Annotated in this window: 15 protein-coding genes; 4 read left to right on the top strand and 11 right to left on the bottom strand. The window is 70.0% G+C overall.

From position 1 onward, the window contains the following. Window positions 1–15: 15 nt before the first annotated feature. The 3 genes from ASF28_RS14365 to ASF28_RS14355 all read right to left on the bottom strand — a co-directional run bounded on the left by ASF28_RS14365 (window position 16) and on the right by ASF28_RS14355 (window position 2,744). Window positions 16–579 (bottom strand): Uma2 family endonuclease, encoded by a 564-nt coding sequence (locus ASF28_RS14365; RefSeq protein ID WP_056093710.1) that lies wholly within the window; start codon window positions 577–579, stop codon window positions 16–18. A 72-nt stretch (window positions 580–651) separates the two neighbouring features. Beyond that, complete coding sequence (locus ASF28_RS14360) at window positions 652–1,218, bottom strand: Uma2 family endonuclease (protein ID WP_056093707.1); 567 nt, start codon at window positions 1,216–1,218, stop codon at window positions 652–654. Between the two features lie 80 nt (window positions 1,219–1,298). Further along, on the bottom strand, window positions 1,299–2,744 hold the full coding sequence (locus ASF28_RS14355; protein WP_056093705.1) for a homospermidine synthase: 1,446 nt from the start codon (window positions 2,742–2,744) through the stop codon (window positions 1,299–1,301). A 297-nt stretch (window positions 2,745–3,041) separates the two neighbouring features. On the opposite strand from ASF28_RS14355, the gene ASF28_RS23010 reads away from it, so the two are divergent. Beyond that, entirely contained in the window at window positions 3,042–3,212 is a 171-nt protein-coding gene (locus ASF28_RS23010) for a hypothetical protein (protein ID WP_200912677.1), read from the top strand. Between the two features lie 17 nt (window positions 3,213–3,229). Here ASF28_RS23010 and ASF28_RS14350 read toward each other — a convergent pair whose 3' ends face one another. Further along, the gene (locus ASF28_RS14350) at window positions 3,230–3,793 is read right to left on the bottom strand and encodes a GNAT family N-acetyltransferase (RefSeq protein ID WP_056093704.1); all 564 of its coding nucleotides are present in this window, start codon (window positions 3,791–3,793) and stop codon (window positions 3,230–3,232) included. 128 nt (window positions 3,794–3,921) lie between these two features. Beyond that, the gene (locus tag ASF28_RS14345; RefSeq protein ID WP_056093701.1) at window positions 3,922–5,088 is read right to left on the bottom strand and encodes a type III PLP-dependent enzyme; all 1,167 of its coding nucleotides are present in this window, start codon (window positions 5,086–5,088) and stop codon (window positions 3,922–3,924) included. Between the two features lie 671 nt (window positions 5,089–5,759). Between ASF28_RS14345 and ASF28_RS23405 the strand changes: the two genes are divergently transcribed. Next, entirely contained in the window at window positions 5,760–7,322 is a 1,563-nt protein-coding gene (locus tag ASF28_RS23405; RefSeq protein WP_056093698.1) for a glucan biosynthesis protein G, read from the top strand. After that, window positions 7,319–7,816, top strand: coding sequence for a GNAT family N-acetyltransferase (locus tag ASF28_RS23400; RefSeq protein WP_244475020.1), 498 nt, complete (start codon window positions 7,319–7,321; stop codon window positions 7,814–7,816). The genes ASF28_RS23405 and ASF28_RS23400 overlap by 4 nt, the downstream gene beginning before the upstream one ends. 81 nt (window positions 7,817–7,897) lie before the next feature. Here the strand turns inward: ASF28_RS23400 and ASF28_RS14330 are convergent, their stop codons facing one another. The 3 genes from ASF28_RS14330 to ASF28_RS14320 all read right to left on the bottom strand — a co-directional run bounded on the left by ASF28_RS14330 (window position 7,898) and on the right by ASF28_RS14320 (window position 11,798). Next, window positions 7,898–8,137 (bottom strand): hypothetical protein, encoded by a 240-nt coding sequence (locus ASF28_RS14330; RefSeq protein WP_056093695.1) that lies wholly within the window; start codon window positions 8,135–8,137, stop codon window positions 7,898–7,900. 424 nt (window positions 8,138–8,561) lie between these two features. Continuing rightward, window positions 8,562–10,751 carry a glycine--tRNA ligase subunit beta gene (glyS, locus tag ASF28_RS14325; RefSeq protein WP_056093693.1) on the bottom strand — a complete coding sequence of 730 codons (2,190 nt, stop codon included), beginning with the start codon at window positions 10,749–10,751 and terminating at the stop codon, window positions 8,562–8,564. Window positions 10,752–10,850: 99 nt separating this feature from the next. Further along, window positions 10,851–11,798, bottom strand: coding sequence for a glycine--tRNA ligase subunit alpha (locus ASF28_RS14320; protein WP_056093690.1), 948 nt, complete (start codon window positions 11,796–11,798; stop codon window positions 10,851–10,853). Window positions 11,799–11,999: 201 nt separating this feature from the next. Between ASF28_RS14320 and ASF28_RS14315 the strand changes: the two genes are divergently transcribed. Beyond that, on the top strand, window positions 12,000–12,239 hold the full coding sequence (locus tag ASF28_RS14315; protein ID WP_056093688.1) for a hypothetical protein: 240 nt from the start codon (window positions 12,000–12,002) through the stop codon (window positions 12,237–12,239). Between the two features lie 17 nt (window positions 12,240–12,256). On the opposite strand, the gene ASF28_RS14310 is transcribed toward ASF28_RS14315, so the two are convergent. The 3 genes from ASF28_RS14310 to ASF28_RS14300 form a co-directional block, all read right to left on the bottom strand. Beyond that, entirely contained in the window at window positions 12,257–13,132 is an 876-nt protein-coding gene (locus tag ASF28_RS14310) for a S49 family peptidase (protein ID WP_056093685.1), read from the bottom strand. Between the two features lie 95 nt (window positions 13,133–13,227). Further along, window positions 13,228–14,010: a tRNA1(Val) (adenine(37)-N6)-methyltransferase gene (locus ASF28_RS14305; RefSeq protein ID WP_056093682.1), complete on the bottom strand. Its 783-nt coding sequence runs from the start codon at window positions 14,008–14,010 to the stop codon at window positions 13,228–13,230. Further along, window positions 13,991–14,215 carry a putative signal transducing protein gene (locus ASF28_RS14300; RefSeq protein WP_056093679.1) on the bottom strand — a complete coding sequence of 75 codons (225 nt, stop codon included), beginning with the start codon at window positions 14,213–14,215 and terminating at the stop codon, window positions 13,991–13,993. Before ASF28_RS14300 ends, ASF28_RS14305 begins: the two co-directional genes overlap by 20 nt. Between the last annotated feature and the right edge of the window lie 38 nt (window positions 14,216–14,253).

The following is a 14,253-nucleotide window of genomic DNA, read 5'->3' as shown; positions in this document are numbered from 1 at the left end:
GGACGGCGGGCGATTCTAGAAGACGATGTCGGTGTAGAGGTCCCGGACCGCAACCGATCCGCCGAGCTCCGGCAGATCGAGGATCCCGCCACCGTACAGGATGTCGATGGCCCACCCCTCCGCCGCACGGCGCCACACCTCGATCCGCGCCTCGTCCTGCGAGACGAGGAGGAAGCGGTGGAGGCTCGAAACGCTGCGGTAGAAGTCGGTCTTGCGGCCGCGGTCGAGACTCATGGTGCCGGGCGAGAGCACTTCGGCCACCAGGATCGGATCGGACGAGTACCCGTCCGGCAGCAGGGGACCGCAGCGCACGATGACGTCGGGGATCGGCGCGAAATCGTCCATGGCGGCGCTGAGGACGGCGAGGCGGGGCAGGGCGCGGCAGCCCTTCTCCTGCGCGAGTCCCGCGAGACTCACGATGAAATTCGCCACGATCGCCTGATGCCGCTCGCGCGGCGGCGACATGAGCAGGGGCTCGCCGTCGATGAGTTCCCAGCGCTCGCTGTCCGGCCGGTCCTCGACCCAGACGCGATACTCGGCCACACACATGCGGGTCTCGCGTCGTGCCGCGACGGCCATGGCGGTCTCTCCCGATCGACCCCCCGATGGTAGCATCCTGGCGCGCGCCCGCAACGGCGGCGCGCGCCCGATTCAAACGATCCCGGCGCGGGCGTAGATCTCGGAGACGGCTAGGGTTCCGTCGAGTTCGGGCAGGTCGACGGTGTCGTCGGGCCCGACCCCGCGCATGCTCCATCCCGCGTCGCCGCGGCGCCAGACTTCGACCCGCGCCGTCTCCTGATGGACCATGAGGAAGACGCGCAGGCTCGGCACCGTGCGGTAGAACCTCGTCTTCGCGCCGAGGTCGGTCTGCTGGGTCGACGGGGAGAGTACTTCGGCGAGAAGCACAGGGTCGCTCGTGTAGCCGTCCGCCCCGAGGGGGCCGCAGGTGACGACGACGTCGGGGATCGGTGCGTGGTCCTCCATGGCCGCGCTGAGCACGCCGAGGCCCGGGAGGGCATGGCCGTCGCGCCGTTCGCCCAACGCGTCGAGTCTGCAACAGATGTTGGCGACGATGCGCTGATGTCGGCTCGTCTGCGGGGACTGAGGGACCGGTGTGCCGTCGATGAGTTCCCAGCGCCCGTCACCCGGCCGATGCTCGACCCAGGCCCGGAAGTCCTCGACGCGCATTCGGGTTTGGCAGCGGGCAGGAGGCACCATCGTCCGACCTCCGGGGGGCGGTCGCAGGGTACCACCGCGAACGCCGCCCGCAATCGCGGGCGGCGTCGGTCGCCCAATGATCAGCCCTGGACCAGCACGTTGCGGAACTGCCAGGGATCGGTCTCGTCGATGTTCTCCGGGAACAGGCCCGGGCGGCCGGTCAGCGGGGTCCAGTCGGTGTAGACGCCGACGACGGGCCCGAGATACGGCATCTGCACTTCGAGGCAGCGGCGGAAGTCCATCTCGTCGGCCTCGACGATGCCGGCCTGCGGATTCTCGAGGGCCCAGACCATGCCGGCGAGGACGGCCGAGGTCACCTGAAGGCCGGTGGCGTTCTGGTAGGGGGCGATGCGGCGGGTCTCCTCGATGGAGAGCTGCGAGCCGAACCAGTAGGCGTTCTTCTCGTGGCCGTAGAGGAGCACGCCGAGCTCGTCGATGCCGTCGACGATCTCGGTCTCGTCGAGGATGTGGTGCGTCTCCTGCACCACGGCCGCCTTGCCGAACATCTCGTGGAGCGACAGCACGGCGTCGTCGGCCGGGTGATAGGCGTAGTGACAGGTCGGACGGTAGGCGGCGCGGTCGCCCTCCAGCACGGTGTAGTAGTCCGAGATCGACACCGCCTCGTTGTGGGTCACGAGGAAGCCGAACTGCGCCTGGGCCGTCGGCGTCCACGAGCGCACGCGGGTGTCGGCGCCGGGCTGCAGCAGGTAGATGGCGCAGCGCGACCCCTTCTCCTGATCGCGGGCATTGTCGGGACGCCAGGTCTCGTGGGTGCCCCAGCCGAGCTCGGCCGGCTGGTTGCCCTCGGAGACGAAGCCCTCCACCGACCAGGTGTTGACGAACACCCCCCGGGGCTTCGGGTTCTTGGCGCGCTGGGTGTCGCGCTCGGCGATGTGGATGCCCTTGACGCCGACTTCGCGCATGAGCTTGGCCCAGCCAGCGCGGTCCTTCGGCTCGGCCGCGGCGAGGCCGATGTCGTTGGCGACGTTGAGGAGCGCCTGCTTAACGAACCACGACACCATGCCGGGATTGGCACCGCAGCACGACACGGCCGTGGTGCCGCCGGGGCTGGCGGTCCGAGCATCCAGAATGTCCTGCCGCAGGGCGTAGTTGGTGCGGTCGCCCTGGCTCTTCGACTTGTCGAAGTAGAAGCCCGGCCACGGCTCGGCGACGGTGTCGATGTAGAAGGCGCTGAGTTCGCGGCACAGTTCCATGATGGCGCGCGACGAGGTGTCGACGGAAACGTTGACGCAGAAGCCCTGGCCGCCGCCCTCGGTCAGGAGGGGGGTCAGGATCTCGCGATAGTTCTCCCGGGTCAGCGCCACCTGCTCGAAGCGCAGGCCGTGCTGGTCGGCCAGGGCCTTGTGGGCGTCGGAGGGCTCGACGACGGTGAAGCGGCTTTTGTCGTACGCGAAGTGGCGCTCGATCAGCGGCAGGGTGCCGCGTCCGATGGAGCCGAAGCCGATCATCACGATGGGGCCGGTGATGCGGCCGTGGACGGGCCAGGCGGTGGCGGCTTCGGTCATGGGACAGGCACTCCTAACAACGGGTCGGACGTCGCGCCGTGCGCGCGTGCGGCCGACGCACCTAGCCGGCCAAGATGACGCGCACGCGACGGGCTCCAGTGACGGCTGGCGTCCGGCGGGTCAACCGCCGGGGTGCCACCGCAGGGCCGGAGGCTAAGGGAGCGTGAACGCGCCCATGCCCTCAGAGCAGGTTTGCATCCCAGCCAACGGGATTGCGGGGGCCTCGGGTGAGGCCGATATTGCACTGCAACAAAGCCGGAGGACCCGCCACCCATCGACGCCAAGGACCTGAAGCCCATGCTCGCCATCTTCGCCACGAACCGGCCTGCCCAGACCGACGAACCCATCGACCGCGATCCCGGCATCATCACCCTCGCCGCCGCGATGCTGCGGGCCCTGAATCGCCACACGGACGCCGCCTTCCGCCGCCGCTGCGATCTCGCCGGTCAGACCAACCCCAATCGCTGAGGCGACCACCGAGTCCGTCAGGCTACCCGTCGTCGCGACGCTGCACCGACGTCGCCGAAGGCCGCGAGCGGCCTGTCCGCCTCGTCCCACGCCCCCGTGGCCCGCACGATACCGCGCGCGCCGTCGAGGGAGCCGGCCCGGAGCTCGAGGCCGAGGAAGCGCTCGCGCTCGAACGGGCCCGGCATGGACAATCCGGCCACCAGATCTCGCGTAAAGCCGAACCGCGCATAGTACGGCGCGTCGCCGACCAGCAGCACGCCGCCGTGACCGAGGGCGCCGGCCCAGGCCAGGGCATGGCGCATCAGGACGGCGCCGAGGCCGAGGCCCTGGCACTCCGGATCGACGGCCAGGGGCCCGAGCAGGAGGGCCGGGCGACGAAAGCCGGCCTCGACGTGCCAGAGCCGGACGGTCCCGACGACGCGGCCGCGCTGCTCCGCCGTGAAGGCCAAGCCTTCGGCGGGCAGCCGTCCCTCGCGCAGGCGCTCGGACGTCTTCAGGCGTCGGCCCTCCCCGAAGCACAGGTCGAGCAGATGCTCACGGGCGACGATATCGCCCGGACGTTCGTGACGGATCTCAACCAAGGCCACACCCTTTCCCGAAGCTTGGGCGGGGGACGAACGATCCTCGCGTCGGGCGCTGGCCCTCGGTCCGGGATGGATCTGCTGGCAGGACCGGTGTCCGGTCCTGCGGGGATTGCTCGTAAGCCGAACTAGATGACGAATTGCTGAAGGGGCGGGAAACCGTTGAACGCCACCGCCGCGTAGGTGGTGGTGTAGGCGCCCGCGCCCTCGATCAGCACCTTGTCGCCGATGGAGAGGGAGACGGGCAGGGGATACGGCACCTTCTCGTAGAGCACGTCGGCCGAATCGCAGGTCGGACCGGCCAGCACGCACGGGCTCGTGCGATCCCCGTCGTGATCCGTGCGGATGGCGTAGCGGATCGACTCGTCCATGGTCTCGGCGAGCCCCCCGAACTTGCCGATGTCGAGGTAGACCCAGCGGATCTCGTCCTCGGCCTCCGACTTCTTCGAGACGAGCACGACTTCGGCCTCGATCATCCCGGCATTGCCGACCATGCCGCGGCCCGGCTCGATGATGGTCTCGGGCAGGTGGTTGCCGAAATGCTTGGTCAGCGCGCGGAAGATCGCGTCGCCGTAGGATTCCACTCCGGGCACCGCCTTGAGGTACCGGGTGGGGAAGCCGCCGCCGAGGTTGACCATGGAAAGGGCGATGCCCCGGTCGGCGCAGTCGCGGAAGATGGTGGACGCCGAGGCCAGCGCGCCGTCCCAGGCTTCGGTGTTGCCCTGCTGCGAGCCGACGTGGAACGACACGCCGTAGGCGTGCAGGCCCTGGCGGCAGGCATGCTCCAGCACGTCGACGGCCATCTCGGGCACGCACCCGAATTTTCGCGAGAGGGGCCATTCCGCGCCGGCGCCGTCGCAGAGGATGCGGCAGAACACCTGCACCTCGGCCGCCTCGATCCCGGCGGCGGCGGCGGCCCGCGCGATCTTCTCGACCTCGGCCGCGCAATCGACGGCGAACAGGCGCACGCCGAGCTTGAGGGCGCGGCCGATGCAGCGCTCCTTCTTGATGGTGTTGCCGAAAGAGATGCGGTCGCTGGTGGCGCCGGCGGCGAGGGCCATCTCGACTTCCACCACGGAGGCCGTGTCGAAGCACGAGCCCATCTCGGCGAGCAGCCGCAGGACTTCCGGTGCCGGGTTCGCCTTCACGGCGTAGAACACCCGCGTATCCGGAAGGGCGCGGGCGAAAGCCGTGTAGTTGTCGCGCACGACATCGAGGTCGAGGACCATCACGGGGCCTTCGTCCTGGCCCATGTCACGGCGCGCGCGCAGGAAGTCGCGGATGCGATCGGTCATGCTGTTTCCAACCCACAGGTTCGCGAGCGCCCGTCTTGGGGCGCGCTGTCGAATGTCAGGACGACGTGAGCCGTCCGGCGTCTGGGGGCGCTGCGCCACGACGCACCGCGTGCTTTGGAGACACGCGAAGGCGTTGTGGGCGCGGACTGCACCCGGAAGCTGCCTTGGATTGGAAGGGGGATCCCCACCGCACGCCGGGCAAAGAGAAACAAGCCTCTTCGGTGCCGGCCTTTGGAGGGCCGACGAGACCAAAAAAGCCCGTTCGTCGTTGCTTTAAGCTGCGTCCCCCGTGGAGAGCGGGGTTCGCCGGTTTCGCCTCCGGCTGCCGGTTGTTGTCGGGGTCCGGTGTTGCCACCTGGATGCCGGCCGGAGGGAATCCACCCTGTCGACCATCGATCCTTTAAGACCCCTGGCGGCTGTCCGGCAGTTGGCCGGATGCCCACCAACCGACACGCGGCCACAGGCACGTGCGAAATTGGGCAAGGGCGCTATACGCCCAGGGCCTTCCCGCCACAAGGAAAAACGCGGATTTTCCCCGCTCCGCGATGCCGCACCGGGGGGATTGTTGCAGAAACACCGCGCCGGCACGCGCGGCCCCTTTCCAAGCCCGGACGGACGCGCCATCAAGCGGGCGATTCGCCGATCGACGGTTTCCACCAGGGCGCAGGATCATGACAGAACCGAACCGCCGCGCCGTCGTCACGGGCCTCGCCCTCACCAGCCTGCTCGCCGGCTCCGCCGCGGGACAGGAGGGGCGTCCGAAACCCTTCGCCTTCGCCGATGTCGAGCGGCGGGCCGAGACCCTGGCGAAGGTCCCCTACGCCGCGAAGGCGCCGAGCCTGCCGGCCCCCATCGCCAAGCTCGACTACGATGCCTGGCGGGACATCCGGTTCAAGCCCGAGAAAGCCTTCCTCGGCGCCGAGGGCAGCCCGTTCCGGCTGCAGCTGTTCCACCTCGGCTTCCTCTACGACCGGCCGGTGACCGTGAACCTCGTGCGCGGCGGGGTCGCGACGCCCATCGCCTATCAGGCGAGCCTGTTCGACATGGGCCGGACCAAGGTCGACAAGCCCCTGCCGGTGGATCTCGGCTTCGCCGGCATCCGCATCCATGCCTTCCTCAACAGCCCGAGCCTCCTCGACGAACTCATCGTCTTCCTCGGGGCGAGCTACTACCGCTTCCTCGGGCGCGACGAACTCTACGGCCTGTCGGCGCGCGGGCTGGCGGTGAATGTCGAGGGGCAGGGCGGGCCGGAGGAATTTCCGGTGTTCCGCGAGTTCTGGGTGACCATGCCGGAGGCGAACGCCGATGCCCTGGTCGTCGATGCGCTCCTCGACAGCCCCGGTCTCGCCGGGGCCTTCCGCTTCACGGTGCACCCCGGCGACGAGACCTCGGTGGCGGTGCAGGCCACCCTGCATCCGCGCACGGAGCTCACGACCCTCGGCCTCGCGCCCCTGACGTCGATGTTCTTCATCGGCGAGAACGACCGGCGCCATTCCGACGATTACCGGCCCGAACTCCACGATTCGGACGGGCTCCAGATCGCGGCCGGCAGCGGCGAATGGCTGTGGCGTCCCCTCGACAACCCCAAGGGCCGTCGCATCTCCCACTTCGCCGACACCGACCCGAAGGGGTTCGGCCTGCTCCAGCGCGACCGCAGCTTCGAGTCCTATCAGGACCTCGAAGCCTCGTACCAGCGCCGGCCCGGCTATTTCGTCGAGCCCGATGGCGCTTGGGGGGAGGGGGCCGTGACGCTGATGGAACTGCCCACCGACACGGAAACCAACGACAATGTCGTCGCCTGCTGGAGACCGCGCCAGCCCTACCCGGCCGGCGAGGCGGTGCGCCTGTCCTACCGGGTCCGCAGCGTCGGCGGCGACGTTCTCCATCCCGGTGCCCGCGTGGTGAACACCTTCGGGGCTGCGGCGCTGGCGAGCGGCACCGCCAAGGCCGACGAGGCGAAGGGCGCCCTCAGCCGCCGCTTCCTCGTGGATTTCGCCGGCGGCGATCTGGCCTATTACCGCGCCGACCCGGCCCGGGTCGAAATCGTCGCCAGCGCCTCGGACGCCCGCGTCACGGCGACGTCCCTCGTCGCCAACCCCCATACGGGCGGCCTGCGCGCGGCCATCGACGTCACGGTCTCCGCGCCCGGACAGACGACGGACCTGCGCGCCTTCCTGCGGGCCGGCGGGCGGGCGCTCTCGGAAACCTGGGTCTATCCCTGGACCGCCGCGTGAGCGCGGCCTTGCAGCAGCCCGCCGCCGCTCCCGCCATCGCCATCCGCCCGGCGCGGATCGAGGATCTCGACGCCCTCGTCGCCCTGGAGCACGCCGCGTTCTCCATCGACCGGGCGGAACGCAGGGCGATCCGCCACGCCATTCGCTCGGCGAGCATGACGGTGCTGGTGGCGCTCGCCGACGACGGCGATGGGCGCGAGATTCTGGTGGGCGCCGCCACCCTGGAGCGGCGGCGCGGCAGCCGCAACGCGCGGCTTTCCTCCATCGCCGTCTCGCCCGCCCGCGCCGGGCTCGGGCTCGGCGGCCTCGTCCTCGACGCGGCCGAGGCGGATGCGCGGACCCATGGCTGCACGCACCTGCGCCTCGAAGTCCGCGCCGACAACGGCGCCGGCATCCGCCTGTACGAGCGCCGCGGCTACACGCGCTTTGCCGTGATCGCGGACTATTACGAGGATGGCATGGAGGCGTGGCGCTACGTCAAGGCGCTGGCGTAGGCGTAAAAAACCCGCCCCGGCGAAAGCCGGGACGGGCGTCGTGGACTCGTCATGCCCCGGCATTGCGCCGGGGCGGACGGATCAATCGCAGACTTCCTTCGTGACCGTCTTGCGGTCGCCGACGTCGTTTTCCTTCGTCACCGTCTTGGTGGCGCAACCATCGGCGGTCTCGCGGGTCTCGACGGTCTTGCGCTCGCTCGCGGGCCGCTCGACGACCACGTCCGGCGCATCGCGGCGAATGATCGTGGTCTCGGCCTGGGCCAGGGCCGGAGCACCGACGAGGAGCGCCAGGGTGGCGGCGGCGAGTAGGGGATTGCGCATGGGGAGACCTCCGTATTGAAACGTCGGCATCCAACGGCACGCCGAGCCAGACGGTTCCAGACTTTCCCAATGGTCCTGCGCAAATCTCCCGAGGCGCCCGTGCGTCTCATACCAGCTCCGGTTGATCACTTCGGATTGAGCAGCCGCGACGGGCCCCCTCTCCTGTTTGGGCTACCGGATTCACACAACTGCGAATGGGCCGATTCCATGCAGAGACAGGGCCCCTGACGGCATCCGGATGTGGGCGTGAGGCCCACGGGTGCTCCCTCTCCTGGAAGGAGAGGGTTGGGGTGAGGTGTGCGAACTCTCCGAATGAGTCCCACACCTCACCCTGTCCCTCTCCTTCCAGGAGAGGGGACCCGCGCCTGGGGAGGAGGGGACCCGCATGGCACCGCGTCCCCGAACGGATCAGGCGGAAACCGTATCAGCCCTCGATCTTCGAAAAATCCGCGACCTCCCGCGTCGCCGCCCGCAGGGCGTTGAGGAGCGCGAGGCGGTTTTCGCGGAGCGCCGGGTCCTCGGCGTTCACCGTGACCTTTTCGAAGAAGGCATCGACGGGTGCGCGCAGGGTCGAGAGCGCCTGCATGGCGCTGGCGAAATCCTCCCGCTCGACGGCGGCCGAGGCCGCCGCCCGGGCGGTGACGAGGGCCTCAGACAGGGCCCGCTCCTCGGGCTCGCCCCGCGCGGCAAGCGCAGCATCGGGCGCAGCCTCGTAGGACCGCCCGTCCTTCTTCTCCTCGATGCGCAGGATATTGGCCGCGCGCTTGTAGCCGGCGAGCAGATTCCTGCCGTCGTCGGTCTCGAGGAATTTGCCGAGGGCTTCGACGCGGCGGACCACCATCAGGAGATCGTCCTGGCCCGGCAGGGCGAAGACGGCGTCGATGAGGTCGTGGCGGGCGCCCTTGTCGCGGAGGTAGACTTTCAGGCGGTCGGCGAAGAACGCAAGAAGATCGATTACCAGCGGATTTGCAAAAAGGTCGGTGTCGGGGGGAAGAGCCATGAGCTCGGCTTCGAGCTGCTCCATACCGGCCGAAAAATCGATGGCCACGACGCGTCGGCCCGCGGGCAGCGCATCGAACGCGCTCGGCAAGACCGCATCGGAGAGGGGGAGCCGGATCTCCCTCTCCAAGCTAAGCCGGATCACGCCGAGGGCGGCCCGGCGTAGGGCGTAAGGGTCCTTGCTCCCGGTCGGCTTCTCATCGATGGACCAAAAACCGGCGAGGGTGTCGAGCTTATCGGCGAGTGCCACTGCGACAGCGACCGGATCGGTCGGCACGCGGTCCGAGGGGCCGACCGGCTTGTAATGGTCCTCGATCGCCGCAGCGACGCTCGGGTGCTCGCCCTGCAACGCTGCATACTTCCGGCCCATGAGCCCTTGAAGCTCGGGAAACTCCCCGACCATTTCGGTCACCAGATCGGCCTTAGCGAGGCGGGCGGCACGCTCGGCCAAATCTGCATCGGCGCCGACCAGGGGCGCGAGTTCGCGCGCCAGGGCCGCGATCCGCTCGACCCGCTCGCCCTGCGTCCCGAGCTTTTCATGGAACACGATCGAATCGAGCTTCGGCAGCCGGTCTTCCAACCGGATCGCCTTGTCGGTCTCCCAAAAGAACTTCGCATCGGACAGCCGCGCCCGCACCACCCGCTCGTTGCCCGCCGTGATGGCGAGGCCGCCGTCGCTGGCGACGAGGTTCGAGGTCAGGATGAAGGCCGGCGCCAGGCGCTCGGCGCCGGGCTCGCGCAGGACGAAACACTTCTGGTTGGCCTTGATGGTGGCGCGGATGGCCTCGGCCGGGATGTCGAGGAAGGCGGGATCGAAGGTGCCGAGCAGCACCACGGGCCATTCGACGAGGCCGGCGACCTCTTCGAGCAGGCCTTCGTCCTCGACGAGCTCCAGGCCGCGCGCGAAGGCGAGGTCGCGGGCGTCGTGCAGGATGATGTCCTTGCGGCGGTCGGCGTCGAGGACGACCTTGGCGCGCTCCAGGGCGGCGACGTAATCGTCGAAGCGACGGACCTCGATGGCGTCGGGCGCGAGGAAGCGGTGGCCGTAGGTGGTGGTGCCGGCCGCGATCCCGTCGACGCCGAACGGCACCACGTCGGGCGTCTCAGTCTCGGGCCCGAAGGTGGCGACGATGGACTGGAGCGGACGCACCCAGCGTAAGCTGCCGGGCTGGGCCGAGGCCTGGCCCCAGCGCATGGATTTCGGCCACGGGAAGCTGCGGATGATCTGGGGCAGGATCTCGGCCAGGACGTCGAGCGTGTCGCGGCCGGGCCGCTCGATGATGGCGACGTAGGACTCACCCTTCTTCGGGTCGGAGACGATGGTCGCCTGATCGAGGCTGGCGAGGCCCGCACTCTTCAGGAAGCCCTGGACGGCCGCCTCGGGGGCGCCGACGCGGGGGCCCTTGCGCTCCTCGCGCACGTCCTTGCCGCGGGCCGGCAGGCCGGCGACATGGAGGGCGAGGCGGCGGGGCGTCGCGAACGCCTTGGCGCCGTCGTAGAGGAAGCCACGCTCCACCAGGGCGTCGGTGACGAGTTTCCGCAGGTCGTCGGCCGCGCGCCGCTGCATGCGGGCCGGGATCTCTTCGGAGCGGAGTTCGAGGAGCAGGTCGGGCATGGGATCAGGCGGCGTCCGAGATGATTTTTCCGGGGTGTCGCTGGCGCGGCGGGGGGTGCCATCGACGTCGAGAGGCCAAGTCGCAGTGTGGCCCTCGGATCAGGCCGCGCCGCCGCCGGCCGTCTTCAGATACGCGGCGCCGCAGGCCTTGGCGAGTTCGCGCACCCGCAGGATGTAGCTCTGCCGCTCGGTCACGGAGATCACCCCGCGCGCGTCGAGCAGGTTGAAGACGTGGCTCGCCTTGATGCACTGGTCGTAGGCCGGCTGCGCCATCCGGTGCCGTCCCGACTCGGTCTCCGGCGCGCCGGCGTCGAGGTAGGTCCGGCACGCCTTCTCCGCATCGGTGAACTGGCGGAACAGCATCGCGGTGTCGGCGGCCTCGAAGTTGTGGCGCGAGTATTCCTGCTCCGATTGCAGGAAGACGTCGCCGTAGGTGACCTTGTCGTCGCCCGTGCCGCCGTTGAAGTTCAGGTCGTAGACGTTCTCGACGCCCTGGACGTACATGGCCAGCCGCTCGAGGCCGTAGGTGAGCTCGCCCGCCACCGGCGAACATTCGACGCCGGCGACCTGCTGGAAATAGGTGAACTGGCTCACCTCCATGCCGTCGCACCAGCACTCCCAGCCGAGCCCCCAGGCGCCGAGGGTCGGGCTCTCCCAATCGTCCTCGACGAAGCGGATGTCGTGGAGCTTCAGGTCGACGCCGATGGCGTCCAGCGACGCAAGGTAGAGTTCCTGGAGGTTCGGCGGGTTCGGCTTAAGGATCACCTGGAACTGGTAATAATGCTGCAGCCGGTTGGGGTTCTCGCCGTAGCGCCCGTCCTTGGGGCGGCGGGACGGCTGGACGTAGGCCGCCTTCCAGGGCTTGGGCCCGAGGGCCCGCAGGGTCGTGGCCGGATGGAAGGTGCCGGCGCCGACCTCCATGTCGTAGGGCTGCAGGATCACGCAGCCCTGCGCCGCCCAGAACCGCTGCAGCGTCAGGATCAGGCCCTGGAACGAGGTATAGGGCGCGAGATCGACGGCGCTCGACAGGGGGAGGGCGCTCGACATGGGCAATCCGGTCCGTGGAGGGGCGGCCAGCGTTTAAGAGCCGGGTCGGGGGTGTCAAGCGAAGCCGGTGCGCGGGCGCACGCAATTTCGCCCCAATTCCGCCGGGCCGCCGGAACTGTCACGCTCCCTGCCAAGTTTATCCGACAATCAGGCAGTCTTCGCCGTCGCAGAGCGACGGGCGACCATTTGGATCAACGCGCCATGCGCTCGTCTTTCGCAGTCTTCGCCGCCCTCGCCGCCGCTTCCCTCGCCGCCACGCCCCTGGTGATGGGCGCCTCGAACGCCCTCGCGACGCAGGAGCCCGCCAACGTCGTCACCATGCCGGCGGTGGTGACCCCCATCGACGTCGTCACCGTGCCGGCCCCCGCCGCGGCCGAGACCTGCACCCGCAAGGTGCGGGTGGTCTATGCCGGCTACGGCGGCGAGTCCTGTGCCCGCTAAGTCCTGCGCCCGATGATCTAAAGACCGAAGCGCGCCCAGGCGGCGCGCTCTTCGATGACCGCCAGGGCCTCGCCGGCAAGGCCGGCACCGGCAAGCCCTGCGGTGCTCCCTGGGTTCGCCCGCCGCAGCAGGCGCGCCACGAGCGAACCCCGCTTCTCAGCGACCATGACGAGCTGGACCTCGTCGCCGAAGCGCGCCCGCAGGGTCGAACGCGCGTCCCCCAACCCATCGACGAGGCCGAGGCGCAGGGCCTGACGTCCGGTCCAGACCGCGCCGGTGAACAGGTTTTCGCCGTTCGGATCGAGGGTTGGGCGCCGTCCGCGCACGAGGGTGGTGAAGAGATCCTGCACGTCGGCTTGGATCTGCTTGAGGCGGACGATGTCGTCGGGGTTCTCCGGCCGGAACGGGTCGAGCATCGCCTTGGCTTCGCCCTGGGTGTGGACCCGGCGGTCGACGCCGAGGCGTTCGATGAGGCGGTCGAAGCCGAATCCCGCCGAGACGACGCCGATGGAGCCGATGAGCGAGGTCGGGTCGGCGACGATTTCATCGGCCGCGCAGGCGATCATGTAGCCGCCCGACGCCGCCACATCCTCGACGAAGGCGTAGACCGGCAGCTTCTTCCCCGCCGCGAGGGCCCGGATGCGCCGGTGGATGAGGTGGGACTGGGCCGGCGAGCCGCCCGGCGAGTTGATGACGAGGGCTACGGCCGCGATGTGCGGTGTCGCGAAGGCCTGCTCCAGGGGGCCGGCGAGGCCGGCGATGGACAGGCCCGGCCGGAACGGCGGGGCCGCCCCGATGGCGCCGCTCAAGCGCACGACGGCGACGCGCGGCTTGCGCCGGCGCCACCGTGCGGGGAGGAGCGCGCGCAGGGAGGCCGGGATCGTGAACGCCATCGGGTCTCGCTCGAGGGAGGATAGGGTCGGCGCGCCGACGACGCGGCGCGATCGCTCGATCTAGATGGGGCGCGGCGCCCGCTTCGCCAGCGCGGTCACGGTGCGTCGTCGGGCCCGATCCAGGCCGTTCCGGCGTTCAGGGCCGCGGCGAACGGCGTGAACGCGCCATCCGCCTCGTGGAGCACCACGGGCGCCAGCAGGGCGAACGGCGCGCGGCTTCCCTTGACGGCGGTGACGAGCACCCGGATCGCCGCCGCCCCGGCCCGCGCCTGGACCGGACGGACGGCGATGGCGCCGAAGCGTCCGTGCAGGGCGTCGAGGCAGGCGGGCAGGGCATCGGCCCGGTGGATCATCCCGAGGCACCCCCGCGGGCGCAGGAGCTCGACGCAGGTGCGCAGCCACCCGTCGAGGCCACCGACCGGGAAGGTGTGGGCGGACGCCTTGCCGGCGACAGGCGAGGCCCGGTGGCGGCCGGCCTCGAAGAACGGCGGATTGGTCAGGACGAGGTCGGCGAGCCCCGGAACGAGGCCGGCGGTCCGGCGCTCGGCACCCCGGGCGAGGACGTCCGCCTCGACGACCTCGACGCGTGCGCTCAGGCCGTTGAGACTCGCGTTGCTCCGGGCCAGGGCGGCGAGGGCCGGATCGCCCTCGACGAGGACGACGCGGCAGGTCGGCGCGCGCAGGGCCAGGGCGAGCCCCACCGCCCCCGCCGCGGCACCGACATCGCAGATCGTCGCTCCGGGCGCGGGCGGGACGAGGCTTGCCAGCAGCACCGCATCCGTCCCGGCCCGGTGGGCGCCGCGCTCGGGCTGTTGCAGGCGGAGGCGGCCGCCGAACAACGCGTCGGCGGAACGCGGTTCAGGCGTCGCGCAGTTCATGGGCGAGGCCCGCCTCCGTCAGCAGGCGGCGGGCCTGCGCGGCGTGGTCCGCCGGAACCAGGAGCCGCCGCGCGAAGGCGCCGATGGACCCTTCGAGTCCGCTCATGTGGTTGTCGGCGACGAAAACCGGGATCTCGGCACCCGTCAGGAGGGACTCGGCGAAGCCGATCAGGACGATGTCGTTGCTGCGGATGAGTTCGTTCATCGTCCCTCCGACGCGGTGGAGGTTTCGCCCCCGGACGC

The organism is Methylobacterium sp. Leaf99, assembly GCF_001422375.1.
Lineage (GTDB): Bacteria > Pseudomonadota > Alphaproteobacteria > Rhizobiales > Beijerinckiaceae > Methylobacterium.
This window is presented reverse-complemented; position numbering and strand designations above follow the sequence as displayed.